Origin of the sequence: Paenibacillus sp. FSL K6-1122, from assembly GCF_037977015.1 — a bacterium.
Taxonomy (GTDB): Bacteria; Bacillota; Bacilli; order Paenibacillales; family Paenibacillaceae; genus Paenibacillus; species Paenibacillus amylolyticus.
Genome location: NZ_CP150272.1, coordinates 3,569,290 through 3,593,315, shown reverse-complemented (window position 1 = coordinate 3,593,315; position 24,026 = coordinate 3,569,290). Strand labels below are relative to the sequence as shown.

Here is a 24,026-nt window from a genome sequence, read left to right as displayed (position 1 = left end):
ATAAATTCATTCATGTCGTGCATAATCCCAATAGTCGCCAACGAGGCCTTCAATGATCGATCCACTAGCCCATGGCATCAGGCAAAACCAGGTGCTGGCTGGCGTACCATCCGCATATTTTTCAGTGACCAGTCCTTCCGAATGACAGAAGCGTTCAGACATCCATCCTTTTTTGCCATAGCCGAATTCTTGATCATAACGATTATAGGTCTGACAACCCCACCCGATGGTGTCCATCATACGTTGACGAACATAATTCTCTTCCCGCTGTCCAACATAATACAACAGCTCATCCACTAGATTGCTGGACATGGGGTGAATATGCGGATTAGCTACTGAAGTAACACTTCCCCCGGAACTGGACCAGCCTAATGTACTGAGTGGAGGAATCTTAATAGGTGAGTTGTAACAAAATTTGAAGCTGAATTCATAACTGATCGCATCTCTCATGTGATCTAGATATAGCTCGTCACCGGTCAACGCGTGCAGAAACCGAACAGCTTTGATGTAAGCCAAAATGCCTTCCGAATCCACTGCCTTGTCCGCATCCAGTGGAGCGCCGTAACATTCCATGTGTTGCACATAGGTGTTGTAATAGTGGGCTTCACTGCGTCTGAGCTCTTCCAGAGAAGATTCATCATGGGTTAACCAACAGTGATATGCCTTGGCAGCAAGACACCAGACTCCACTAAAAGCATCATATTCAAGACCTGCTCCGGTCCGCTCTGACAAAATGGTGGGATATTCTCCATCCGTATTTTTCGTGCACTCCAGACGATCAAGTATTTGTTTGACGTAAGAAAGCCAATCATCGTGTCTCACATTTCGAATGCGCTTCTCATAATCGTAGCTTTTCAGAATGTAGAACATCGCTTGAGCTACAAGGTAAGAGGAATGTCCTGGGGTACGCATGCCGTCGAACCACCAGCCTTTAACACTCCAGATCCCATCCTGATAAGCGTCATACGGAAGTCCGGATTCGGGATTCATGGCATTCTCGATAATATTGGTAATACAGGATAACGCCTGCTGTCGCATGGGCTCATTATTCAGGCGCAGTGCGGCCATAAGCATTGGTACAGCTATGGTCATACCATTTGTCCAACTGATTGAGATAATTTTGTTGTATCGGTAGCTACTGGTTTTAGCAGCATCTTCATATACAAATGTAGAATAATGACGATCCTCCGGAAGCCAGGCATACTCATAGATGGCATTGGACAAATCCGTTACCGTTGTCTGAATGTCACTTCCTTCTCTTGGTTTTTCGTGATATCTCTTATAGATTGTTTCCAGTGCTGGATTGATGCCCAGTTCTGATTCAGACTCGTAGTTATATAGTTCAAGTGTGAGCCTGACCGATTCACCTGCCGCAAGTTCAAAACAGTTTTCTCCAAGGGCAGCTCGCTCGTGGACAAGTCTGGATTTGATAAATAACAACGGAGCATTCTCATATCCCAACGTATATCCGACCGTACCCTTTTCAATAGAACATGTGAATCCCCCATATTGCACAAAGTTTCCTTCCATTCCTGGATACCATTGTTGCTTCTGGTTTCCTGTATTGATCCAGTAGGGACTTGCGCTTAGACCAACAATCCGACCTTCATCATAGATAAGTGCAGCTGGATGAGACAGACGATCACTTCTTACCATCCACCAGGGTGATGAAGGACGAGAAGGACTGCCCTCCCTTAGCCTGGGGAACTCATTTGGAACATTCTGAGGCGCTTCGCCCCGGTTGCGGCCATACATAAATGCAGGCAAAAAAAATCTCGGATTCTTTTTGTCCAACGGCATTTCCACATGAATAACTCCTGTCCAGGCATTCTGTCCCTCGTTGTAAATCTGAATGTCGGCTTGCCACGGGTCTTCTGCACTACCGTTCCCGCTTATTACTTTTACGTCAGCTTTAAGTTCATGCTTGTCCAATGCCGTGTACTCTACGTTGTCCTGCACTCTACTTCTAGCCGTGAAAATCAGATCCATCTTTTCCTCCAATCGCGTTGTACACACCTGAGTGGAAACGCTTGCAATTATGTATCCATCATGCTAGGATGGTTACATTTTATAGGTTCACGTCTGCAATTTCATTGCACAAACGGCTATATTTATTGCGCGAAACGACAAGGAGGTCATATATCTGATATGAATGAGACTTCAGAATACCTGTTTGATCCAATCCAGAATGAGCTGTTGTACCTTCATCGCACCACCACGTATAATATGGGAACGTTTTATCATCGACATAATGCATATGAACTCTACTTGTTTCTTCGTGGCAATGTAAACTTCTATATTGAGAACCATTGTTACCATTTGCAACGTGGCGATCTGCTCGTTCTTAACCCGGAGGAGATGCACCGTTCCTTTGCCTTGGACAAAAATGAATATGAGAGAATCACCATAAATCTGAAAAAGTCATATCTGAACCGCTTGTCTACTTCAAGCACCAACTTATCCGCATGTTTCGACTACCGTCCCAAGGGTAAGGGTAATATCGTACATCTTGAAGAGGAAGAGCTTCAACGAGTGCTGCAATTAGCTGGCGAACTTGAACAGTGTCTCTCATCAAGTGACTATGGAGCGGATATTCTGGGGAATATTTTGATTACACAGCTACTCCTTCTAACGAATCTAACTTTTCAAAATACGGATTTTGTTGCAACGAATATTATGCCTGAACTAGTTCGAAACACGATGGATTACATTGAATGTAATCTGACGAGGCAACTGACGCTCAAACAATTGTCAGAGGCTATGTTCACGAATAGCAGCTATATTAGTCGACAATTCAAAAAACATACCGGACTCACGATTCGAGGATACATTCTTAGTCGGCGTATAGAGCTGTCGAAATCTTATTTAATCGAAGGTTTAAGTATTACAGAGGCCTGTTATCAATCCGGTTTTGGAGATTATGCCAATTTTATTCGCAGCTTCACGAAGATGGTCGGCACTTCACCTGGTAAATTTGTTAAATATGGAAGTCTTCTTTAAACATGGCATTGAGCAAAAACACGCCGACTCTTGCCTATATCTTATCTCAGCAAAGAAAAAGAGCGAATTCGCCCGACAATTTTGTCAGCGGGTATTCGCTCAGGTAATCAGTAAGTTCTTATTTGTTATTCCAGTCGTATCCTCTTAGTTCAATTATTGAATTGGGGCCAGGAAAGGTTAATTCTATCTTTTGGTCCAGATAGGATACGGTTACTCTTGATTCTGCAATAGAGCGAATTCTGGTATTGAATAGACGACCATTATTCCATTCCAGATCTATTTCAAATCCGCCACGAGCCCGAATACCACGAATATATCCTTTTGGCCAAGCTGATGGCAAAGCAGGTAACAATCTGATTACTTCGTTATGACTCTGAAGAAGCATCTCTGCTATCCCTGCAGTACCTCCAAAGTTCCCATCAATTTGAAATGGAGGATGGTCACAAAACAGATTGGGTAACGTGGAGGAACGTAGAAGTTCCACGACGTTTTCGTGTGCAAGTTCCGACTCCTCTAATCGTGCCCACATGTTGAGAATCCACGCCCTGCTCCATCCTGTGTGTCCACCACCGTGTTCCAGTCTTCTGTCGAGTGTTACACGAGCTGCCTTGGCCAGGTCAGGCGTTGATTGCAACGTAATTTGCGTTCCAGGATGCAAAGCGAATAAATGGGAAATATGTCTGTGGCCCGGTTCCAATTCATCATAATCGTTACTCCATTCTTGGATCTGGCCATGTTTGCCAATGGAGGCCTCCGGTATTTTGGTTAAAGCACCACGGAGTACTTCTCCAAATTCCTGATCTTCTTGCAATATTCGGGTACTTTCAATGCAACGCGTGAAGAGTTCTCTAATAATCTGATTATCCATTGAAGCACCAAAACATAAAGCCCCCGACTCTCCATTATCTAATATATAGCGATTTTCCGGTGAGGACGAAGGACATATCACCCAATTGCCGGAAGGATCCTCTATTAGATAATCCAGAATAAACATAGCCGCATCTTTCATCGTGGAGTAAACTTTTTTGAGAAATTGAACATCCTTATTGTATTCATAGTGGTCCCATAGATGTAATGAAAGCCATGCTCCTCCCATAGTCCAAAACGTCGATGTCATGCATACATCCTGCGGAGCAGCGTCTGCCCAGATATCCGAGTTGTGATGAGCAACGAATCCCTTGCAACCATACATGGTTCTAGCGGTTTCCTTTCCCCGGACTTGCAGTCGATCTATAAAATCAAACAATGGAACGTGACATTCAGACAGATTGCAGCTTTCTGCAGGCCAGTAGTTCATCTGTGTATTAATATTAATCGTATATTTGCTATCCCATACAGGAAGCATGTCTTTATTCCAAATCCCTTGAAGGTTTGCCGGTAAAGAACCTGGACGGCTGCTTGAGATAAGCAGATAACGACCAAATTGAAAGTATAGACTCATCAGTTCCGGATCATGCTTACCAGCTCTAAGCCGTTCAAGGCGCTGATCGATTGGAAGTTCGGAACATATCACATCTTTATTTTCATCTTCGAGATGTATATCCATCTTTTCGAATAAGGATTGATAGTCCGAGACATGATCGGCGAGCAGTTCGCTATATGGCTTTGTTGAAGCGGCCTCAATTCTTCGGAGGCACTCCGCTTCAAGTTGTTCCTTAGGTACTCGGAAATCCGTGCAAGCCGTGATTAGAATAGTCGCTGAATTACCATCCTTCAGAGAAAGCTGGCCGCTTGAATAATGAACCTGCCCTCCTTCAGATATAAGGCGAATCGCACAACAAAAACGGATTCCTTCTTCTCCCCCACTTCTTCCCCGGATGATCAAGTCATTCGTTCCACGCTTCTCGATCCGGTCCAGATAGGATTGGAAACCAACAGGATGCTTAAGAATATCGGAATAGGATGTTGATTCCAGAACGGTTCCCCTGCCAAAAACAGTGGAGAAAGATAACTTTCCAGGCACGCTAGATTTGAGATGAACAACGAGCACTTGATCCGGGTAGCTAGCAAAATATTCTCGGCTGTAAATGGATTGATCTGCGGTATAATCCACGTTTACCTTGCCTTGTTCCAGATCGAGATGTCTTTGATATCCATTTGGTTCATGTTCACTGTGATCCATAGCGATATAGAAGTCCCCTAATGGCTCATAATGCCTTTGCCCGTCAGGAACACCTACCAGAGTATCTGCTGCGAGTTCTTCTGCTTCCCTAATCTTACCGTCAAAAATCAGGCTTCTGATCTGAGATAAAGATTCAAGTGCTTGAGGATTATTCCGCTGCATCGGACCACCATACCACAGACTATCTTCATTAAGCTGAATTCTCTCGATCTGTGTTTTTCCAAAAATCATGCCTCCAAGAGTTCCATTTCCGATAGGTAATGCCTCTTCCCATGTTCCAGCAGGTTGATTAAACCAGATATTTTTGGTCTTCACGTTAAAACCTCCAACGAATTATAATTCCTCATATTTTCATGTTTAGTGTGTTCCGTTTGTATGTTCTTTCAGTGTACTGTAATCTCTTAAGCATCTAAATGAACAAAATTAACTTGAATTATCACAATCTTATCCCAGCATTAAAGATGTAATCGTGAATTCCGAAACTGACAGTACAAATTCTTGTTCCGGGCAAGAAAATATAGCTATTGGCAATAAAAAAACCGCTATAATAGCGGCTCTGTTTCGTTCATTTATTTAGATTACGTGAATCTTGGCATAAGTTATAAGATATTTCGCTCCATTTGTTGCATAAATTGTCTCAATATCAGCCGATCTTCCGAAGAAATGGATTGAAGTAGTTTCTCTTGTTGCTCTCTCCATTTATGCTCAACCGGTTTTTCTAATTCTTTGCCCTTATCGGTTAGAAAGATACGCATGATCCTTGCATCCTGTACATCACGTTTGCGATATATAAATCCGTTCTGTTCCAGTGATTTGACCATGTTTGTAACCGTTGGTGGTTCGCATTTCATATGTTCACTTAGTTGCATCTGGGTTACCCCATCACCCAACCACAGCCGATACAACAGATTATCTTGTCCTACATAGAGATTAAGTTCCCGAAGAGATTCACTATAATTTCGTCGCATTTGGGAGGTAATTCGATCTAAAGACTGTCGAATTTCACAATCTACTGTATCTGTCATGAACGATCCCTCCCTAACATCCGAATTATATTTAGCAGACTAAATGTATCATGGAGATATACAGGTGTCAATTCACCTTAGTGTCGTCTTTAAGGGCCTTTTCCTATCCAAGTTTCACCCGAAAGATTGGTTTAGTCCTTATTTTTTGGCAAAACCTTGCTTGTTCAAATAGGCCATCATTTGCGGTTGGATACTTCTCTCGAGGTGATCCTGGATATGGTCACTCCATCCTTTTACTTTTTTTACGGTGAAAGGGGCTCTCGTCGGACGATTTTCATAGTACTTCAGCATGGTCTCATCATAGATTGCTAATTTCTCTTGATCCATTGGTTGGTATTGATTATCAAGCAATACCATGGATTGAGGGAGTCGAGGTTTCAGTTCCGGCTTATCTCCAGCTGGATTACCGATACATAACCCCACCAGAGGGATAACATATTTAGGTAAATCCAATGCGTCAGATAGTTCGCTAATATTAGCTCTGACCGCACCAATGAACACTCCGCCAAGTCCCAGCGATTCAGCCGCGGTTAACGCATTTTGTGCCATCAGGCCAGCATCGAATGAACCAATCAACAGAAATTCAATATATTCAATATCCACATCCGGAGCGATTTCATGATTTCGGTTGAAATCTGCACAGAAGATCCAGAATTCGGCCGCTTCTTCAATATAGGGTTGATCGACACACAGATGTCTGAGTTTTTTTCGAAGTACTGGATCTGTGATGCGTATAATGGATACCGCCTGCAGAAGACTGAACGATGAAGTTTGATTTGCTGCCTGAAATATTGCATCTATTTGTTCCTCAGTTAGGGGTTGAGATGTGTAAGAACGAAACGATGTATGGTTATGAAGCAATTCAATTGTGTTATTCATTAAAAAAATCTCCTTTATTCGTTGATTCCATGTTCCTGCAATCCGTATTCGTAAGGAACGCCCATATTCTCGCGTAGTGTTTTTCCTTCATATTCCTTATGGAACAAACCGCGTTCCTGCAAGATAGGTACTACCTGATTCACAAAATCTGCAACGCCATCAAAAGATACATCGGGCACGACTGAGAATCCGTCACATGCTTCAGCCAAAAACCATTCTTCCAAGAAGTCAGCAACCTGTGTCGGGGTGCCTGCAACAACCGGATGATAGTTGATGACCCCGTGAGCGAGAACATCCCTTACAGAGAGTCCTTCTTTTAATAACTTTAAGGCTCTCGGAGAACGTGGGTCCATGGGGTTGGCATATGCGTTTTTCAACAAGTCTGCCGCTAAAGGTTGATCTATATCTACTGAGTTTACCGATAAGGGTAAACCAACCATGGATCCGAGGTAACTTACCCTGCTGGGGATTTCCTGGGGGTTAAAGCTCATAAGCTGTTTCCGACGATCCAGAGCTTCTTCCTCCGTTGAAGCCAGAGAAAACATAAAACCAGCAAACATTTTGATATCATCGGGGTTTCGACCAAAACGGGCAGCACTTTGCCTTATCGCTTGTCTGTGTTCCAGGGCAGAAGTAATATCATAAGGATTGGCGTACACTCCCGAAGCATATTTCCCAGCTAATTCTAATCCTTCACCTCCTCCCCCTGCCTGGAAAATCACTGGCTGCCCTTGCTCAGAGGGCGGAATGGGCAAAGGACCACGAGATGCATAATATTGACCCTGAAGGTTAATAGGCTGGATTTTGTCCATATCCGCAAATTCCCCTCCTTCTACATCTAACGTCCAAGCGTCTGGTTCCCAACTCCCCCACAAGGCCTGAACAATTTGTATGCTTTCATGCGCCTTGTCATAGCGCTCTTGGCGATTTTCAACCCTGGCACCGAAATTAGCAGCCGCTAGGGGATCGGATGTGGTAACTGCATTCCATCCCACACGTCCATGACTGATAACATCCAGTGCTTTGAACTGACGTGCAATGTTGTAGGGATAATTAAATGTTGTAGAGAGGGTAGCCACAAGCCCGATGTGTTGTGTCTCTCTTGCTACTGCCATCAGTGCCAACATGGGGTCCATAGGGAACATAGGCGTCTGTGGGCCTAAATTATTGGATAATCCTGGAGTGTCAGCGATGAAAATCATTTGAAATTTTCCTTGTTCAGCTAATTTAGCCCGTTCTACATAACTATCCATATTGGTGTAAGCTGCAGGATCCGTACCAGGCATTCTCCATGCGCTAAATTCGGCTCCATAACCCGAAACCATCTGTAAAGCCAGTTGCATTTCACTTCTTTTTTTCATACGATTTTCTCCTTCGTTCTGGACAGGCACAGATATGTGTGCCCTTTCAATAGTGCGAATATATTTAGCATGCTAAGTATCTGGATGGATCGGATTTTGTTCCGATGAGTGAGGGTTATAGATATTGACGTTCACCGGTCTGGGCTGATTTCTCGACGGCATCCAGTAACTGATGAAGTTTCACCGCATCCGCGAAAGTAGGTGCTAAGGTAGTACCTCCTTGAATATCTTTGGCAAACTTACGATAGGCCTGAGCCATGTTCAGAACAATTCCGGAGTCGTTATATAGAGAATGTGGAGCCGAGTAATAGGCATCGGGAATGGGTAGTTCACGAAGCTCGTTGTCCGTAGATCCTGCACCGCGTAATTGATGTGATCCGAATTGAATGGATGCAGGGGCGCTCAAAACAATCGTGCCGTTGTCTCCGAAAATTTCAAGTGTGAGTCCTGTCTGATGTTTGACTCCACCTTGAATATGAACACTGGCTGCTGCCCCATTAGTCAATTTCCCTGTAATCATGATCTGATCATCCGTTGTTTTCTTGATGACTTTCTGAATATCTACCAATTCAACTTCTGGAAACTGTTGAGCTGTGGTTGCAGACAATTCTGTAAAGTCCCCAAGCATGTAAGTGAAGGCATCCAGATTATGGCCCCCTACAATGGTCAGCAAGTTCCCTCCAACTTTCCGGTCATATAAGTACGCAGTCGACTTGTCACCAACGCCACCCATGCCATCTATAGAGATCTTCAGGTTGGCAGACAACACTTTACCGACATAACCTTCTTCCAATAAATCTTTTACATATTGAATGGCCGGGGCTTGTCTAGCCTGTAATCCAATCGCATTTGGCAGTTGTGCGGACGCTATCCATTCCTGCATTTCCAAGGCTTCCTCTGTATTCGACCCCAGTGGCCATTCACAATAGATTGGTTTGCCAGCAGGCACGACGGCTTTAACGGCGTTATAATGTTCCTTGACATTAATACTGACAACGACCATATCCACATCAGGATGCTGAGCCAACTCCTCCATATTATCAAAGCCGTGATCTGCATTGAAAGCTTCTGCGCTTGCCTTTGCACTCACCATATTACTTGTCCCAACCGCTGTAAGCTCGAACTCATCCAAATGCTGAATAGCTGGAATATGTGTTCCACTCGCCCACCCGTTATTAATGGATGCCCCTATGATACCTGTACGAATTTTTTTACTCATTGTTAAACATCTCCCTTGTTAAAATTTACAGTATGATCGAATATCGGTTTGTCTCCAGCTCTTATCAGTCACTCATTTCTATGATATATTTATTTAGCTTGCTAACTATTCAATCGAGATAACATTAATTATTCTTTCATACTTTAGGTAAACTAAAATTGTTTTGGTGTTGACACCATCATAGGTGTATTTGTTTTATTAGCAAAGAGGGCAATTTAAATGAACATAGTACATCTTTTTGTACCTTTGGATCAGGAGTGATATGAATGAGAGTTTGCAATGAAGGATTTGAACAAGAGTTTATAGATGGAAAAAGTGACATGTACGCCATAGCTTTTACTCAGAATGTCCTTTCTGGGCGTTGGAAATATTTTATCTTATGGTACCTAAAAGACGAAACACGGAGATATACGGATATCAAAAAATTCCTTGGAGATCTGTCTCAAGGCTCCCTTACAAAGCAGCTTAAAGAGTTAGAGAATGATGGTGTTATTCAACGCGATGTATATCCGGAAGTTCCTCCACGAGTTGAGTATTCGTTAACAGACAAGGGAATGAAGTTACTACCGATCCTTGAAAAGATGGAGGACTTTGGAAAAGAATACGGCTAAGCAACTTAATTGAAATGGATAGCTTAACCCAAAAAAGCCGCAATTTAGCGGCTCTTTTACTCTGAAAAATTTCTATTCTACTTTATAATCAGTAACTACATCAAATTCTCCAATAATATTGTCTCCTTCTACATCATACAAATGAATCGTTCGAACAGTACCATTCACTTGTGTTTGTGCCAAGGCTTCTTCGATGGTAGTGATTTTAGGTGTAAGATCTTCAGCTTTTAGATAACCCTCGATTCCATTGGTGCCAATTGCAGCAATCAAATCGGGTTCAACCCCAATGATTGGTTCAGATAATGCTGAGCCATAGGTATCGCCCTGTGAATTGACATCATATTTAGTTTGAAGCAATAATTCGTGAATCGTTTCCGATGTTTCAGTGTTGTTTTCAAATAAAACATTTGATGAATTTACGTTCGATAACTTTAAGTTTGGCGATTTGTATCCAGTATAACGAGTGTATCCATTCCCATTATAGAATTCACCAACGTTCTGAGCATAATACGTCGTTTTAGTCGTTATTCTTGGAGAGTAGACAAAAAAACTAGAGGTTTTCGACGTATTATATGTCATGGAACTTGAAGCTGTTAAGCTTCCGCCAGATGTGTACAATCTAGCCATAGCTCCCATATATCCATTTGGAACACTTGCTGAAGCCTTCACTGATGCAACGGCTTCAGCAGTCGTACCTGTAGTGAAATTTCGAGTCCATACTTCAGATGTGAAAGTGTACGTGTGTCCCTTAATTTTGGGTGTACTATACGGTGAAGATGCAGTATTAGCCAGGACTGTTGAAGATGCCAAAAATAACGATAGAATACAAATCATTACCGTACTAACTTTCTTCGTTTTTCTCTTATTCATAGTTTCTCCTCCTCATAATAAAAAATATTTGGATTATAGTTTCAATCTTTAATCCCTCTCTGTAAATATATTAAATTTATTGTAATAATTAGATTTATTTTCCTTTTATATCATAGCACTGTTCCAGTTTTTTTGAAATAGATTCGCTAGTTTTCTTGCCTTAACATCAAAGACATATTTTTGACACCTTGCTCCGTAATTCACGAATCGCTCCTTTTCAGCTCTGCCATTCGATGTGGGTCTCTTCCTTATGGCTGGATGTCTTATGATATATTATATTAACAGGCATCGAGCACATCCATGGTTAGTAGCAGTTGTATCAGCTCTCATATTGACTATTGTAGAGTGGATCGCCAAAGATTACGGAAAAGTGTGGTATTTTAATAGATGGTACATCATCTGGTCTTACGCTTCGTATTTTAAACCTATGGTTATGGCGTATGTATACAGTTTGATCTTCTACAAAATGTTCAAACCACGTAACCCTTCATAAAGTATGTATTCTCAGCCAGCATAGGCAAATCAATAGGTTTCCATATTACTTATCTTTGTTAAAGGGGGGATGATATGTTTTTCTTCTTTTTCTTTCTGTTGCTTGGAATGATTGGTTTATTCTTTGGGGTTAGAGCACTGAGACGACCTAATTCATGGCCTTTTAATCGTACGAAGGATGAACTTCATGAATACGATATGATGGGCATCAAGTTTAGAGGCGTTTTTCTCCTTGCTTTTGGTACTGTTCTGACTATCGCCTCTTTCAGACTTCTTCTTATTTAAAATCCAAAAAAGCCGCTAATATAGCGGCTCTCAATCGGGCCTTACTCTGGTCCCGCTCAATATCGTGGTATCAACATTAATCTATGGTTTAATAGTAGCTTGCTGACCATCAGGAGCCACCGACTTATCGTTCGTCTTCACACCCCTGCGCTTCTTGTACCCTTTAAATATGAAATACCCCACTATGATTAAGATAATCGGCATTCCGTACAGTAATAGAATATAGAAACTGAACAGCAAAAGTACGATTATCGACCCATCTATTACATTCAATATGCACACTCCTTTATAAGTATTACTGGCTGAATGATTACTACATTACTCAATAACTACTCTCTCATCTTCATATGTAAAAAAATATTATTCATAGAAAAAACATATTTTTTCTTATGTTAATTGTATAGACAAATAAAGTTGCTATTATAGCAACTTTATTAAATGACACTCTTAGATTTCTTAAACATTTTCAGGCTCATAAATTCCGTAACCATTCTTGCCATTCTTTTTAATCTTGTACATGGCTCCATCCGCATGTCTCAGAAGTTCGGAAGGCTCCTGTCCATGCTTGGGAAATAGGCTGATACCAATACTCATCGAAAGGTTAATATAGTTTCCGGCAATTTTGAAATGGGTACTGAATGCAGCTTCCAATCTTTTGGCGATGACTTCAGCATCGTGATCATCTTTCAGATGGCTTAAAATGATGAATTCGTCCCCGCCAAGCCGAGCTACCGTGTCCGCACTTGGAATTGTTTCGCTTAATCGCTTTGCCATTTCCAGCAACACTTGATCGCCAACATGGTGTCCATATGTATCATTCACTTGTTTAAACCCATCAGCATCCACAAACATGACGGCTAGTTTGTTATGGTTTCTTTTGGCATTACTGATGGCCCAGGCAAGACGGTCATTATAAGCAAGACGATTAGGCAGACCGGTAAGTGGATCATGCAAAGACAAATGCTTGCTGATTTTCTCGGAGATCTTGATTTTGGCGTACTCCGTCTCCAGCTCTTTGATCAGATTTTTAAGTTTATATACCCTGGTATTGGTGTTAGTCATGTCAGTAATCTGAATAAGGGCATAACTCCGATCTTCATGATAGAGCGGTTCAACATGCATATTTTGTCTGAATAATTGTTCATCCTCTCCTTCATTAGGAAGAATGAATGCCTTATGTAACGCGCTTGAGCAAAATCTGCTCTGTCCATGATACAGCGCATTTTGCAAAATATTTAAATACATGTTCGACTTAAACCGTGGGCAGACCTCAAGCAGGTTCAAGCCTACTACCTCTTCTACATTCTTGCCAGTAAAGCGCTCCAACCAGGCATTCCACACAACAATTTTCAAATGCCTGTCTACGATCATTATTCCCATATGGGCTTTGTTCAAAGCTTGTGAAATAAGATTATCCATTGCCCGCCTCCAACAAAGCGTCCATTTTGGCCAGCAGGCTCGATATGGAGTTCATACTCAGTGCTATGACAATGATACCTGTCACATCCGTATCGGCAAGTAAAAACGAGGTATGTAAAACCAGGACATAAACTTCATTCTGAAGCAATATTTGTTGATCGGAATTGGTGACATAGATCAGTTCAATATCAGGCAGGACGTATTCCAGTTTGATCTCGAGGAAATTACCGAATTCTCCAATAATGGCGTTAAGCAGGACATTGCTAACTTCCTTCAAAACGTCCAAATCCGTATCCATCAGGTTCGGATCGTTCGGTATAACGCTCTCACCCAGTTCTCCAAGACAGATGTTTGCCAATACTTTAGCCTGCTCAACAGGAAACATCAGAAATGCTTTTCCCTGAAATTCGTATCCGAACTGTAAGGATGACCTAAACAGGTGACCTTCACTAAAGAAAATGTTGTATCTTCGATCTCCAGGATCAACATCGGAGATGGAGATTAGTTCCACTTCCGGAATATTCAAAACGATACGCTTGTCTACAATCTCTGACAACATGTTAGCCGCTTGTCCCACGTAAACGTTCACTAGTTCAGTAAGCAAATCCTTCTGTAAATCATTCAGCATGATAGGCCGCCTGAATCAGTTGAATCATGGTAGTTGCCTTCTCTGCGGTTAACGGTTTATTCAAAAAACCAGAAATGCCTAACATTTCAACTTCATCCCTAGTTGTCTTCTGAATATCTGCGGATAAGATAATAATTTTGACATTGCTATCCGTTTCTCGAATCATTCGAAGCATTTCTTGTCCGTTCAAACCAGGCATCAGCAGGTCAGTGGTTATAAAATCAGGTTGAAATTCCTTAAATAGGTTGTATCCTTGCTCTCCATTGTTAGCAATTTGAATCTCGCATTCTGGAATATGATCAACAATCAGCTTTGTAAGTAATTTCTGTACGAAAATGGAGTCTTCCACGATTAATACTTTCATTTTCTCTTCAGTCTCCTTGATAAAATGGTAAGAGCTCGGGATGGTCAGGCGCTGTGGACAGTTCTTGATATAGGGCTTTCGCGCGCAGTGGCACCCTGAAAAGAGACTGACTGGTGAATCAAGTAAATATAAATTATAGTAACTTTAATTTAATTGTCAACAACATTATTGAATAAGTTCGATTCGTGTGCAATTGACATACTACGGCCCGCCGTTTAAAAAAACATAAAAAAACGGTCACCTAGTGACCGTTTTTGATCGGTTATCTGGAACTGCATTAAGTTTACTCTTTTACCCCTCCAAGCTGCAAGCCATGAACGAAATACTTCTGCAAAAATGGATATACGACTAAGATGGGTAATGCCGCAACAATCGTAATCGCTGCCCGAATAGATACAGGTGTGACCATGTTACGCGCAGCACCAAGATCTGCACCATTGGCAACGGCTGCACTGCTGTTGGAATTCATAGAAGATGATAATAGTTTCATCAACTCATATTGCAGCGTGCTTAGGTTTTGTTTGGAAGATGCATACAGAAACGTATCAAACCAAGAATTCCATTGACCGACTGCAATGAACAGTGCAACAGTAGCAAGAACCGGTTGGCACAGCGGTAGAATAATGGAAATGAATGTTCTGAAATCTCCAGCACCATCGATTTTGGCGGATTCGATCAATCCCTCGGGTAGTGTCTGGATATAAGTTCTAATAACAATCATATTAAAGGCACTGATCAGCCCAGGAATAATGTACACCAGGAAGTTGTTTAACAAATGTAAATCTTTCATTAGGAAGTAAGTTGGAATAAGACCTGCACTAAAATACATCGTAAGAACAACTGTAATGGTAATGGGCTTTCGTAATATATAATCTTTTCGGCTTAGTGTGTAAGCCAGCATGGAGGTTAAGAATAGACTTAAAACTGTCCCCAAAACCGTTCTCGCCACAGATATACCAAAGGCGCTGAAGATGGTCCCTCCTGCAAATACTGCTCTGTAGTTTTGATCTGTCCATACCCGAGGCCACAGATAAATCCCACCCCGGATGGTGTCATTACCGGCATTGAATGATACGGCGAGTGTATTCACAAACGGATACAGGGTAACAATCGCGATTGCGATCATCAGTATACCATTTAACGTATGGAAGACAATCGGTTCAAGCCGAGATTTATTGATTCCCATCTCTAGTCCCCCTTATATTAATCGGTCTTCCCCGAGCCGTTTGGAAATTGAATTCGCCGCAAAGATCAGCGTGATACTAACTACTGTTTTGAAGATACCTGCCGCAGTAGCCAAAGAATAATTCCCGATCTGTAGTCCGTACTTCAGGACAAATATATCTATCGTCTGTGACCAGTCGACAACCACACCATTACCTAACAGATACTGAACCTCGAATCCAGCTTCCAAAATCCAGCCCATATTCATGATCAGCAAAATGATAACAATGGATTTGATTCCGGGTAAGGTCACATACAGCATTTTCTTATATCGGTTCGCACCATCAATCTCTGCCGCTTCATAGAGGGAAGGATCGATAGACGTGATGGCCGCCAAATAAATAATGGCATTCCAGCCAACTTCTTTCCATACATGGGATGCGCCTACAATGCCCCAGAAGTATTCCGGAACGCTAAGCCACATGATAGGTTCTTGAATGATATGCAGCTTCATGAGTACCACATTCACAATACCACCATCTACAGATAGTGAACTTGCTACGATACCTGTCACAATAATCCATGAGAGAAAGTGAGGTAAATACGATATTGTTTGAATGGTTCGTTTGTATAACTTATGTTTAATCTCATTAAGTAAAATGGCAAATATAATTGCTGTCGCAAATCCGAGCACCATATTGATGACGCTCATCGCAATGGTATTACGAAGCACGTTAAGAAATGCATCGTCTGTTAACAAAAACTTAAAGTGTTTGAGCCCGACCCATTCCTGCTGGGTGAAACTCTTCGCAGGACTGTAATTCTGAAAGGCCATAACCCAGCCCCAAATGGGATAATACGAGAATACGAGAATGTACGCAACGATGGGCAATGACATGAACATGAGTTGTCTTTGTCCGCGCAATCGTTTTAACAGTGGTGCCTTGGGAACGACTGTACGGGTGGTTTGCTCTGGTATGGCTCCAGGCGTGTTCGCCATCTTTCACTCCTCCTATTGGCTTGCAGCGACTTTAAGCATGATGTCCCCGGAAGGCACTCGCCTGAGTAATCCTTTGGTTGATACCTTCCGAGAGAATCATTGCCGCATTTTTTTATTTAACAGACCAGTTCTCGATTCTCCATTTCAGTTGATCATTAATTCGATCTTCATAGGATTTGACATCGATCTTCTTGTAAGCGTCTACATATTCAGTCCAAATGTTATCGAACTCATTCGGTTTTGACATGATTGCTTTAGGCAAGAATTTCAATGAAGTGTCTGTCATTTGTTTGTTCGCTACCGCAGCATCAGAGCCTTCTTTCAGATCGACCTGCCATGCTGGATAGTACACTGGATTTTCTGGTGCAGGAGAGAAGAAGTCACTCCACGTTTTGAAGCCGTATGCATCCAGAAGTTCTTTATCTTCCGGTTTGAGGTTGTCATAGAATTCCTCAGGTTGGTTGATCGCTCCAATTGCATTGCCATCTTCAAATGTTCCTTCGAGCTTCGGTGCAGCAGCGTAGAAACCTTCAGCTTTGTTAACCAATCTCCATGCTGGATCATCCTGCTCTGTCCGTTGCTCTGGTGTACGATAGAATCTTCCCTCTTCATTCACTTGATAGTCTACACCCTCTTCACCCCATGACAAGAGCTTCTGGTACTTCTCGTCCATAAGCTTATCGAGGAATTTGATGAGTGCGACAGGGTCTTCGGCATCTTTACTGATACCAAAACCATTGTTCAAGTTAATGACCGGACGATCCAGATAATGATCTGTGATACTTGTATCATAGACAAGCGGGAAGCCTACGTATGTCTGGCCAATTTTCCCTTGTGCTACGAGTGGGTCTTCGCCGGCTTGGAAATTCCAGTGCTGGTCGAACATACTAAGCACACGTCCCGAAGAAATTTTGGCCAGATATTGATCGTAGTTCTGAACAAAGGCTTCTTTATCCAGCAATCCCTCGTTGTACAGATTGTTTAGTTCTTTATAATACCGTTTGGAGATATCTTTGTCGGCAAACACGGTTGCGACTCCACTATCATCTACGACTACGCCCCCATCATTGGGGTGACCCGTAAGATGTTCAGGTGGGTTAAGCAAAGGGAACGTCCGCCAGTCTGAAGCCAATGTAGTGAAACCAATCGTCGGTTGACCATCAATAGTTGGATTCTTGGCTGCATAATCACGGATCAACTTTGTGAAATCATCCAACGTTTTAGGAGTTGGGTACCCGGCATCCTTCAGTATGGACTTTTGGATCCAGAATGCAGGACCAGAATAATAGTTACTAATGAACTCCCCTGTATACACTCCATAGTTAGGCAACCAGTAAATATGTCCGTCACTGGAATCTTTCATCCGGTTCCAGTCTTTACCGAAATGTTTCTTCAGATTAGGTGCATGCTCTTCAATGAGATCTTCGAGCGGAATAACCGCACCCGCTGAGACCAACTTGGTGTCTGCTGTGATCAGATCCGGGAAATCGCCCCCGGCAATCATAACGCCCAACTTCTGTTGAAGATCACCTACTAGAAACTCCATCTCAAGATTAACGCCGAGTTCATCCTGAATCTTCTTGTAGATTCGGTTATCTTTAGCTGGCGCCTGATTTGGCGTTCCGATAAAGGCCGAGATGTTCAGTACCTCTTTCCCATCCTTTGTAGTCGCTTTCTCATTGTCACCGCTGCATCCTGCCAGTGCCAAACTCAAAGCCAGAACGAGTGATACGGAACCCCAAAGCTTCTTTTTCTTAAGTCCCCCCATGTACTTGCCCTCCTTGGAAGTGGTATGTCTTACTGTTTTTAGTATGAAGAAATGTATGCGGTTACAAAATATATACATTTAAGGTCTACCCCCCTGTAATTGTAGGTCTTATTCAGGAGGGGTTCTTCTTTTTCATGGATCAATTCGCATACGTTTGCCTGTATTCTACTGGTTTCATGGCTGTTCGTTTTTCGAAGTGTCTGAGAAAATGCTGGTAACTGCGGTACCCAACTTGCTCCGCAATCGCACTTGATGTTTGATTCGTCTGCTGGAGCAGACGCTTCGCTTCTTCCATTCTTAGATCATGTACTACCTCGATTACACCCTTACCATACTTTCGCAAAAAGGATTGCCCTAAATGGACAGGATTCACGTAAAATCGTTCTGCGAGCTCCTGGATCGTAAATGTCTCTCTGTAATGCATCTGCACATATTCAGCAACCGTTGCCTGAATACCACCCATTTGCCTCTCCCGGAAAATCGCCAGTGCTGACTTGCATTGCAAACAGAAATGTTCCAGATTGTTAGCAACCTCTTCTATATTTCGATGGCCCTTCTCCAGAATTCCGCTCGCCAATTCGTTCATTAGAGCATTAGGTTCTCCTCCTAATTCTCTGCACAGGGACAATCCGCGGAATATAATATGGGTAGAGAAAATATGTACAATCTCTGGCGCAGCCTTCATCTGTACAAACAGTTCAAAAGCACTCCGAATCGCAGATGAGAGTTCCTCCACAGAACCGTTTTCAAGCAAATCGCAAATATGGTCCACCTCTGACAGCGTTTCCGGATCAAACTGCCAATTCTCCAGCTGAATATCTTCGGCAAACAAAAGACGCTCTTGGTTAAAAAATAAATAACGCCCAACTTCCTGAGCGGAGCGGAAGGATTCAGATAAATGCTCCAGTTTGTTGACCGTTAATCCAACCGCGATATGAATATCTCCGCAGCCGTTATGTTGCATATTATTCATCAAACGCTGGGTAAAAGCTTTAATTGCTTCAAACGTCTCATTTCTATCATTCGTTTCCTCCCCCCATACTAGTCCCAATGAGTCTCTTGTTCTGTCTATCACATAACAGCAAGTTGTTTCTTCAGCCGTTTGTTCGACTACTGAACAGACTTCCTGAATATCTCCCTGAAAGGCTATCCGCAGGTATGCCCAATGGGACTTGTTTAAACGAGGAAGTATCTCTGACATCTCCTCCTCCGATATATTTTGCTTATCCTTAATCAGTGCGGACAAAAACGCTTTGATCCTTTGCTCGTTTGCATGTTCCCTTATACGCTCCTGGGTTTCACGCTCCTGCAATTGCATACGGAGACGGACCAACATATCCTCTGCTTCTGTACTATCAACCGGTTTGGTTAAATAGTTGGAGACACCTAATCGAATAGCTTGTCTGGCATAATTAAAGTCACTGTATCCACTCGTGATGACAAACAGCACAGACTCATGTTCCAATCGTCGTGCTTCTTCTACAAGTTCCAGCCCATTCATCACAGGCATACGAATGTCTGTCACCACGAGATCAGGTCGATCTTGTTCCATCATCCGAATGGCTTCCTCACCGTTGGCGCACACGCCTCTGATTTCAAAACCATACTTTTCCCAATTGATCAGAAGCTGTAACCCTTCAATTGCATAAGGTTCATCATCGACTAATAATACTTTATACATGAGAGTTTACCTCCTATTTCCTCTGTTCCAGCTTGGAGATCGGTATACGGTACCCTGCAATAGTTTCCTTTCCAGGTACACTGCTTAGATCAAATATCGCATTTCCTTCATAAAAGAGTTCCAACCTGCGGTAGACATTGCGGAGTCCTACATGCTCGCCGTTCCTGGGTCTTTCAGAACGAATATCTCGCAGGAGCTCGGTTAGTCTCCCTGCATCCATACCGATTCCATTATCGATCACCTGAATAACCAGTTCAGAAGCGTTTCGACTCGCCGTTATCTTGATCTCTCTTCCATTTTTTCGCGCCTGCAAGCCGTGTTTGCAGGCATTTTCGACGAGCGGTTGAATACTCATGCGGGGAATGAGCAACGAAGCTGCATCAGGATCAACCTCGAAGGTGTAATCAAACAGCTCTCCAAAGCGAAACTTCTCAATCTGGAGATAAAGATTCGTAAATTGCAGCTCTTCTTGCAAAGGAATCAAATTGTCAGAATGACTGAGCAACTGTCGCATCAGTTTGGACAGACTTTTAATAATCTCAATTACTTCTGTATATCCATTCTTCGTACTAACGACCAGCAAGGCATTCAAAGTGTTAAATAAAAAATGGGGATTCATCTGACTCTGGAGCATGGACAATTCAGTCCTCACTTGATCCAGCTCCAGATCTTTTTGGCGGATTTCCAGTTTATATACGTCATTAATCAGCGTATGAATTTTACCAATCATGATGTTAAATGTACGAATAAGCCCGCCAATTTCGTCGCGGCCTTCGTGAATTTCAATCAGATCGAATCGTTCGTTACGAACCTTCTCCATATGTCTGGATAACTTGCGAATCCGATAGTGGTAGGAACGCAAAATAATGTAGATCAATACAGAGGGGACCACGATACTTAATGCGAGCAACCCCAGAATTGATTTAAAGGCTTCTTGCAAAAGGTGGTCAAGGTGACGCGTATCGGCAACTCCAATCAATTTCCAACCTTTTAGGTAGGCTAGATTCCCCAACGATTTTTCGAGCGTGTAAGCAGAATCTCCAGATTCCTTGAGCATTGATTCATTATCAAGGGGGGATAAGTCGGTTTCGCTGAACTCCCCACTTGAAACGACAGTTCGATTGTTGCTGTCCACCAGACGCAGCTGAAGACTGTCTGATTCACGATTTAAAATGCTGTACACCCGGCTAAGTTCCAGATCAATCTTGGAATACTTGTTGTAATTGGCATAGGAAGTATAGGTATCCATTTTGCCAATCACACTGATTCTTCTTCCCGCGTTGAATCCGGATGGCTCAATATAATCAACGACAAGAATGCCTCCACTGGTGGATTTCAGCTGTTTCAATCCAGGGAGTACATTCTTGTCTTTCATCACGATATAATGACTGCCCGTCTGAATGGTATCGTTATCTGTATAGATACGCACCTCCAGAATATTCGCTGACATGTACCGTGTTAATTTATCTCGCAGGAATGCATGGTAGACGTTGTAATAATCCACGGGGGAGTGATAGGTCCGATCCAGTGCCTCATAGAGCGAATCGTCTGCTGCAATAATTCGGCTCAGGGCAACGCTCTCATCAATCATGCCTAGCAGTTCCCCCGCAGCCCTGTCGATGGATTTACGCAGATTTTCCTGTTCTCTAATCTTGATATCCGCAGAGGTTCGTTCATAAAAGAAGATATTAATCGTTATTACAGGAAGGAGAATACTAAGTACATAAATAAGCAGAAATTTGGATCGGAGGGGAATATCATTAACCTTACTGAACATCCAGAATTTATGACGCATATAATCACCCTTGGTTTTTGTTTTTATAGACTGACGGAAGCTCCCCTGTATGCGCTCTGAACTTTTGGGTGAAATATTCAGCATCATGATATCCTAGCCTGAATGCAATGTCAGTGATCTTCATATTGGTACGTCGCAGGAGTTTACGGGCCTCCTCAACACGAAGCTGGTGCACATAGTCACTGAAACTGACCCCCATCTCCCGCTTGAACTGTTGACCCAGGTAGGCAGAATTCACGTGAATACGATTAGCTACATCTTGTAATTTAATTTTACTTCGATAGTGTTGCTTCAATTCATTCACTGCTTCTGCAACCAGCCCTCCCGTACCCGTCTTTTGGTTCAATTCAGACTGGGAAAGTTGCTTGGATAGTCGAACACACAGGTCTTGCAATGTGCCGGAAGACCAACTCGCAGCCTCATGCCATTCTTTTTCACATAGTATTTCTCTGCAACCCTCTCTTTTTCCATATTTACGTAGCAACTCCCCATGGATATATCGAATGACATGATGTATCCATTCCAACGAAACCTCTGCTTTCTCACTTTTCTCTAACAGTGCACTCACTGCAATATCGATGGAATACGTGTTTTCTGCTTCAATCAACGCCAAGATCTCTTTGGAGATATTCATCATTTGCTCTAAATCATATTCTTCGTTTATTCGATATTCATTAAGATGATTCTCATAGGCTTCATCTGTAACCATGACTCCATTTTGCTGTTTTTGCTCATTTCTGCGTTTGTCCAGAGGTTCAATCATGTCCATAAGGATTTGATGAATCTCCTCGGGAACAAGAGGTTTAAGCACGTACTGATCGACCTGATAACGTATGGCTTGCTTCGCGTAATTAAAATCGGAGTATCCTGTAACGATAACAATTTTAGAGGTATAGGCGAGATCTTCTCGCAAGGTGTGAATCAAACCAAGACCATCCATAACAGGCATTTGAATATCAGTGACGACAAGATCCGGTTCAACCGAGTTGAATAGAGCAAGTGCTTCCTCCCCATCCGTTGCCGTTCCGCAGAGTTCATATCCACAAGCTCGCCAGTCAATCATCGTTCTCCATCCTTCTAGCATAAACGGCTCATCGTCAGCGACAATGACCTTGTACATTAGCTCACCTCACTTTTATCCTTGATCAGCTGCATGTATTTTATCTGTATCAATAGGTAGATTCCAGTTGTTCTGAAAACGCTAAACAGCAGAACAACAGCAGGATTGTTGTCTGCTCGCACAACTTGGAGAACAAAATTTCTACCAGTCTCATCGTCATTTATCAATAACATAGAACATGGTTCCATCGGACCGTACTATAAGAACGCTCCGATTTTAGCGAAGCGCCGGGATAACAATTCAAGTGTAACGCTTACATTTTGGTACAACAACCTGTTAAACTATAGGTTTTCACCCGACAAAGTATAGGTTTAGCTCAGAAGTAATCTATTGCCAGGAAAAAGAGTTTTCATTCTCCACGTACAATACGGAATCCTTGATCGGGACCAAAACCATTTGCATCAAATTTGCCTCGAAATGATATTTCATTGTTATTGACACCGCCGATCCAGCCTCCGCCTTTCACAACTCGCCAAGTTTGATTTGGACTCTCCGAATCGCTGTACCAGTCCCAGCACCATTCTCTCACATTCCCAGACATATCATAGATTCCTAACTCATTCGCCTTCTGAGTTCCGACTTTTTTGGTTTGATTACGATTGCTCTCAATAGCGGGCCAGCTCCAGTCACCCGTCAGAATGTTCTCGCCGGCATTTACCCAGTACCAAGCAACTTCATCAGGATTGTTACTTCCGCTGTATGTGTAATTTAAGCTCTTTTGACCTCCGCTTGCAGCGTATTCCCATTCTGCCTCTGTGGGTAAACGGTAACCGTTGGCGCCCTCGTTGATCGTTACATTCCATTTTATAGTGTCATTTTCATTGTGATTATTCGTGTCCTGGTTGTCTTTATCTATATTGTAATAAGGTTTCAGGTTTTCTTTTATACTTTTTTGATTACAGTATTCCACTGCATCATACCAGCTGACCATTTCAACAGGCAGGTCATCTCCCTTGAAGCCAGAAGGGTTTTCCCCCATAACCTCCATCCATTCTTTTTGAGTTACTTCGTATTTGCCAATATAGAAGGAATCCAGCGTTTCATTCCTATCGATCTGACTTGGCTTACTGCTCTTGAAGGCTCCTCCTTCGACGAATACCAAGTCATCGCTTAATTTCGTATTACTTGCTGAACAAGCACTTAGACTAACAACTATAGCGATTAAAGTTAACCATACCAGCTTCTTCATTCAATTATTCTCCTTTACTAGCTTAAATCCGGCA

The 24,026-nt window shown here is 42.5% G+C and carries 19 protein-coding genes; 2 read left to right on the top strand and 17 right to left on the bottom strand.

Translation table 11 applies throughout. The features are described from left to right. Positions 1-6 precede the first annotated feature (6 nt). Positions 7-1,989 (bottom strand): hypothetical protein, encoded by a 1,983-nt coding sequence (locus tag NSQ20_RS16360; protein ID WP_340030317.1) that lies wholly within the window; start codon positions 1,987-1,989, stop codon positions 7-9. Positions 1,990-2,148: 159 nt separating this feature from the next. Here NSQ20_RS16360 and NSQ20_RS16355 point away from each other — a divergent pair, with 159 nt between their 5' ends. Next, on the top strand, positions 2,149-3,000 hold the full coding sequence (locus NSQ20_RS16355) for an AraC family transcriptional regulator (protein WP_340030316.1): 852 nt from the start codon (positions 2,149-2,151) through the stop codon (positions 2,998-3,000). A 118-nt stretch (positions 3,001-3,118) separates the two neighbouring features. Here NSQ20_RS16355 and NSQ20_RS16350 read toward each other — a convergent pair whose 3' ends face one another. The 5 genes from NSQ20_RS16350 to NSQ20_RS16330 form a co-directional block, all read right to left on the bottom strand. Continuing rightward, positions 3,119-5,437, bottom strand: a complete 2,319-nt coding sequence (locus tag NSQ20_RS16350) for a glycoside hydrolase family 95 protein (protein ID WP_340030315.1) — start codon at positions 5,435-5,437, stop codon at positions 3,119-3,121. 284 nt (positions 5,438-5,721) lie between these two features. Continuing rightward, positions 5,722-6,147 carry a MarR family transcriptional regulator gene (locus NSQ20_RS16345; protein ID WP_340030314.1) on the bottom strand — a complete coding sequence of 142 codons (426 nt, stop codon included), beginning with the start codon at positions 6,145-6,147 and terminating at the stop codon, positions 5,722-5,724. A gap of 138 nt (positions 6,148-6,285) precedes the next feature. Then, entirely contained in the window at positions 6,286-7,026 is a 741-nt protein-coding gene (gene nfsA, locus NSQ20_RS16340) for an oxygen-insensitive NADPH nitroreductase (protein WP_340030313.1), read from the bottom strand. Between the two features lie 14 nt (positions 7,027-7,040). After that, a complete protein-coding gene (locus NSQ20_RS16335; protein WP_340030312.1) occupies positions 7,041-8,387 on the bottom strand; it encodes an NtaA/DmoA family FMN-dependent monooxygenase in 1,347 nt (448 codons plus the stop codon). Positions 8,388-8,502: 115 nt separating this feature from the next. Continuing rightward, the gene (locus NSQ20_RS16330; RefSeq protein WP_340030310.1) at positions 8,503-9,606 is read right to left on the bottom strand and encodes a Gfo/Idh/MocA family oxidoreductase; all 1,104 of its coding nucleotides are present in this window, start codon (positions 9,604-9,606) and stop codon (positions 8,503-8,505) included. Positions 9,607-9,872: 266 nt separating this feature from the next. Between NSQ20_RS16330 and NSQ20_RS16325 the strand changes: the two genes are divergently transcribed. Continuing rightward, the gene (locus NSQ20_RS16325) at positions 9,873-10,217 is read left to right on the top strand and encodes a helix-turn-helix domain-containing protein (RefSeq protein ID WP_074095086.1); all 345 of its coding nucleotides are present in this window, start codon (positions 9,873-9,875) and stop codon (positions 10,215-10,217) included. 72 nt (positions 10,218-10,289) lie between these two features. On the opposite strand, the gene NSQ20_RS16320 is transcribed toward NSQ20_RS16325, so the two are convergent. The 11 genes from NSQ20_RS16320 to NSQ20_RS16270 all read right to left on the bottom strand — a co-directional run bounded on the left by NSQ20_RS16320 (position 10,290) and on the right by NSQ20_RS16270 (position 23,992). Continuing rightward, complete coding sequence (locus NSQ20_RS16320; RefSeq protein ID WP_036615847.1) at positions 10,290-11,087, bottom strand: hypothetical protein; 798 nt, start codon at positions 11,085-11,087, stop codon at positions 10,290-10,292. Positions 11,088-12,320: 1,233 nt separating this feature from the next. Further along, positions 12,321-13,283, bottom strand: coding sequence for a sensor domain-containing diguanylate cyclase (locus tag NSQ20_RS16315; protein ID WP_047842973.1), 963 nt, complete (start codon positions 13,281-13,283; stop codon positions 12,321-12,323). Beyond that, positions 13,276-13,911 (bottom strand): chemotaxis protein CheC, encoded by a 636-nt coding sequence (locus tag NSQ20_RS16310; RefSeq protein ID WP_076253050.1) that lies wholly within the window; start codon positions 13,909-13,911, stop codon positions 13,276-13,278. The genes NSQ20_RS16315 and NSQ20_RS16310 overlap by 8 nt, the downstream gene beginning before the upstream one ends. After that, the gene (locus NSQ20_RS16305) at positions 13,901-14,275 is read right to left on the bottom strand and encodes a response regulator (protein ID WP_036615858.1); all 375 of its coding nucleotides are present in this window, start codon (positions 14,273-14,275) and stop codon (positions 13,901-13,903) included. Before NSQ20_RS16305 ends, NSQ20_RS16310 begins: the two co-directional genes overlap by 11 nt. A 283-nt stretch (positions 14,276-14,558) precedes the next feature. Next, on the bottom strand, positions 14,559-15,461 hold the full coding sequence (locus NSQ20_RS16300; protein ID WP_017688457.1) for a carbohydrate ABC transporter permease: 903 nt from the start codon (positions 15,459-15,461) through the stop codon (positions 14,559-14,561). Positions 15,462-15,473: 12 nt separating this feature from the next. Beyond that, positions 15,474-16,439, bottom strand: coding sequence for an ABC transporter permease subunit (locus NSQ20_RS16295; RefSeq protein ID WP_017688458.1), 966 nt, complete (start codon positions 16,437-16,439; stop codon positions 15,474-15,476). Positions 16,440-16,551: 112 nt separating this feature from the next. Continuing rightward, on the bottom strand, positions 16,552-18,207 hold the full coding sequence (locus NSQ20_RS16290; protein WP_340030309.1) for a sugar ABC transporter substrate-binding protein: 1,656 nt from the start codon (positions 18,205-18,207) through the stop codon (positions 16,552-16,554). Between the two features lie 139 nt (positions 18,208-18,346). Next, positions 18,347-19,888: a response regulator gene (locus NSQ20_RS16285; RefSeq protein ID WP_340030308.1), complete on the bottom strand. Its 1,542-nt coding sequence runs from the start codon at positions 19,886-19,888 to the stop codon at positions 18,347-18,349. Positions 19,889-19,901: 13 nt separating this feature from the next. Beyond that, complete coding sequence (locus tag NSQ20_RS16280) at positions 19,902-21,683, bottom strand: sensor histidine kinase (protein ID WP_340032973.1); 1,782 nt, start codon at positions 21,681-21,683, stop codon at positions 19,902-19,904. 4 nt (positions 21,684-21,687) lie between these two features. Further along, positions 21,688-22,803, bottom strand: coding sequence for a helix-turn-helix domain-containing protein (locus tag NSQ20_RS16275; protein WP_340032972.1), 1,116 nt, complete (start codon positions 22,801-22,803; stop codon positions 21,688-21,690). A gap of 349 nt (positions 22,804-23,152) precedes the next feature. After that, the gene (locus NSQ20_RS16270) at positions 23,153-23,992 is read right to left on the bottom strand and encodes an SUMF1/EgtB/PvdO family nonheme iron enzyme (RefSeq protein ID WP_340032971.1); all 840 of its coding nucleotides are present in this window, start codon (positions 23,990-23,992) and stop codon (positions 23,153-23,155) included. Positions 23,993-24,026: the final 34 nt, after the last annotated feature.

What these genes read in the sequence shown, in the direction of transcription:
- NSQ20_RS16325 (WP_074095086.1), top strand. Translation starts at nt 9,873, where the DNA reads ATGAGAGTTTGCAATGAAGGATTTGAACAAGAGTTTATAGATGGAAAA.
- NSQ20_RS16295 (WP_017688458.1), bottom strand. Translation starts at nt 16,439, where the DNA reads ATGGCGAACACGCCTGGAGCCATACCAGAGCAAACCACCCGTACAGTC.
- NSQ20_RS16275 (WP_340032972.1), bottom strand. Translation starts at nt 22,803, where the DNA reads ATGTACAAGGTCATTGTCGCTGACGATGAGCCGTTTATGCTAGAAGGA.
- NSQ20_RS16310 (WP_076253050.1), bottom strand. Translation starts at nt 13,911, where the DNA reads ATGCTGAATGATTTACAGAAGGATTTGCTTACTGAACTAGTGAACGTT.
- NSQ20_RS16300 (WP_017688457.1), bottom strand. Translation starts at nt 15,461, where the DNA reads ATGGGAATCAATAAATCTCGGCTTGAACCGATTGTCTTCCATACGTTA.
- NSQ20_RS16330 (WP_340030310.1), bottom strand. Translation starts at nt 9,606, where the DNA reads ATGAGTAAAAAAATTCGTACAGGTATCATAGGGGCATCCATTAATAAC.
- NSQ20_RS16335 (WP_340030312.1), bottom strand. Translation starts at nt 8,387, where the DNA reads ATGAAAAAAAGAAGTGAAATGCAACTGGCTTTACAGATGGTTTCGGGT.
- NSQ20_RS16305 (WP_036615858.1), bottom strand. Translation starts at nt 14,275, where the DNA reads ATGAAAGTATTAATCGTGGAAGACTCCATTTTCGTACAGAAATTACTT.
- NSQ20_RS16320 (WP_036615847.1), bottom strand. Translation starts at nt 11,087, where the DNA reads ATGAATAAGAGAAAAACGAAGAAAGTTAGTACGGTAATGATTTGTATT.
- NSQ20_RS16290 (WP_340030309.1), bottom strand. Translation starts at nt 18,207, where the DNA reads ATGGGGGGACTTAAGAAAAAGAAGCTTTGGGGTTCCGTATCACTCGTT.
- nfsA (WP_340030313.1), bottom strand. Translation starts at nt 7,026, where the DNA reads ATGAATAACACAATTGAATTGCTTCATAACCATACATCGTTTCGTTCT.
- NSQ20_RS16360 (WP_340030317.1), bottom strand. Translation starts at nt 1,989, where the DNA reads ATGGATCTGATTTTCACGGCTAGAAGTAGAGTGCAGGACAACGTAGAG.
- NSQ20_RS16270 (WP_340032971.1), bottom strand. Translation starts at nt 23,992, where the DNA reads ATGAAGAAGCTGGTATGGTTAACTTTAATCGCTATAGTTGTTAGTCTA.
- NSQ20_RS16285 (WP_340030308.1), bottom strand. Translation starts at nt 19,888, where the DNA reads ATGTATAAAGTATTATTAGTCGATGATGAACCTTATGCAATTGAAGGG.
- NSQ20_RS16355 (WP_340030316.1), top strand. Translation starts at nt 2,149, where the DNA reads ATGAATGAGACTTCAGAATACCTGTTTGATCCAATCCAGAATGAGCTG.
- NSQ20_RS16280 (WP_340032973.1), bottom strand. Translation starts at nt 21,683, where the DNA reads ATGCGTCATAAATTCTGGATGTTCAGTAAGGTTAATGATATTCCCCTC.
- NSQ20_RS16345 (WP_340030314.1), bottom strand. Translation starts at nt 6,147, where the DNA reads ATGACAGATACAGTAGATTGTGAAATTCGACAGTCTTTAGATCGAATT.
- NSQ20_RS16315 (WP_047842973.1), bottom strand. Translation starts at nt 13,283, where the DNA reads ATGGATAATCTTATTTCACAAGCTTTGAACAAAGCCCATATGGGAATA.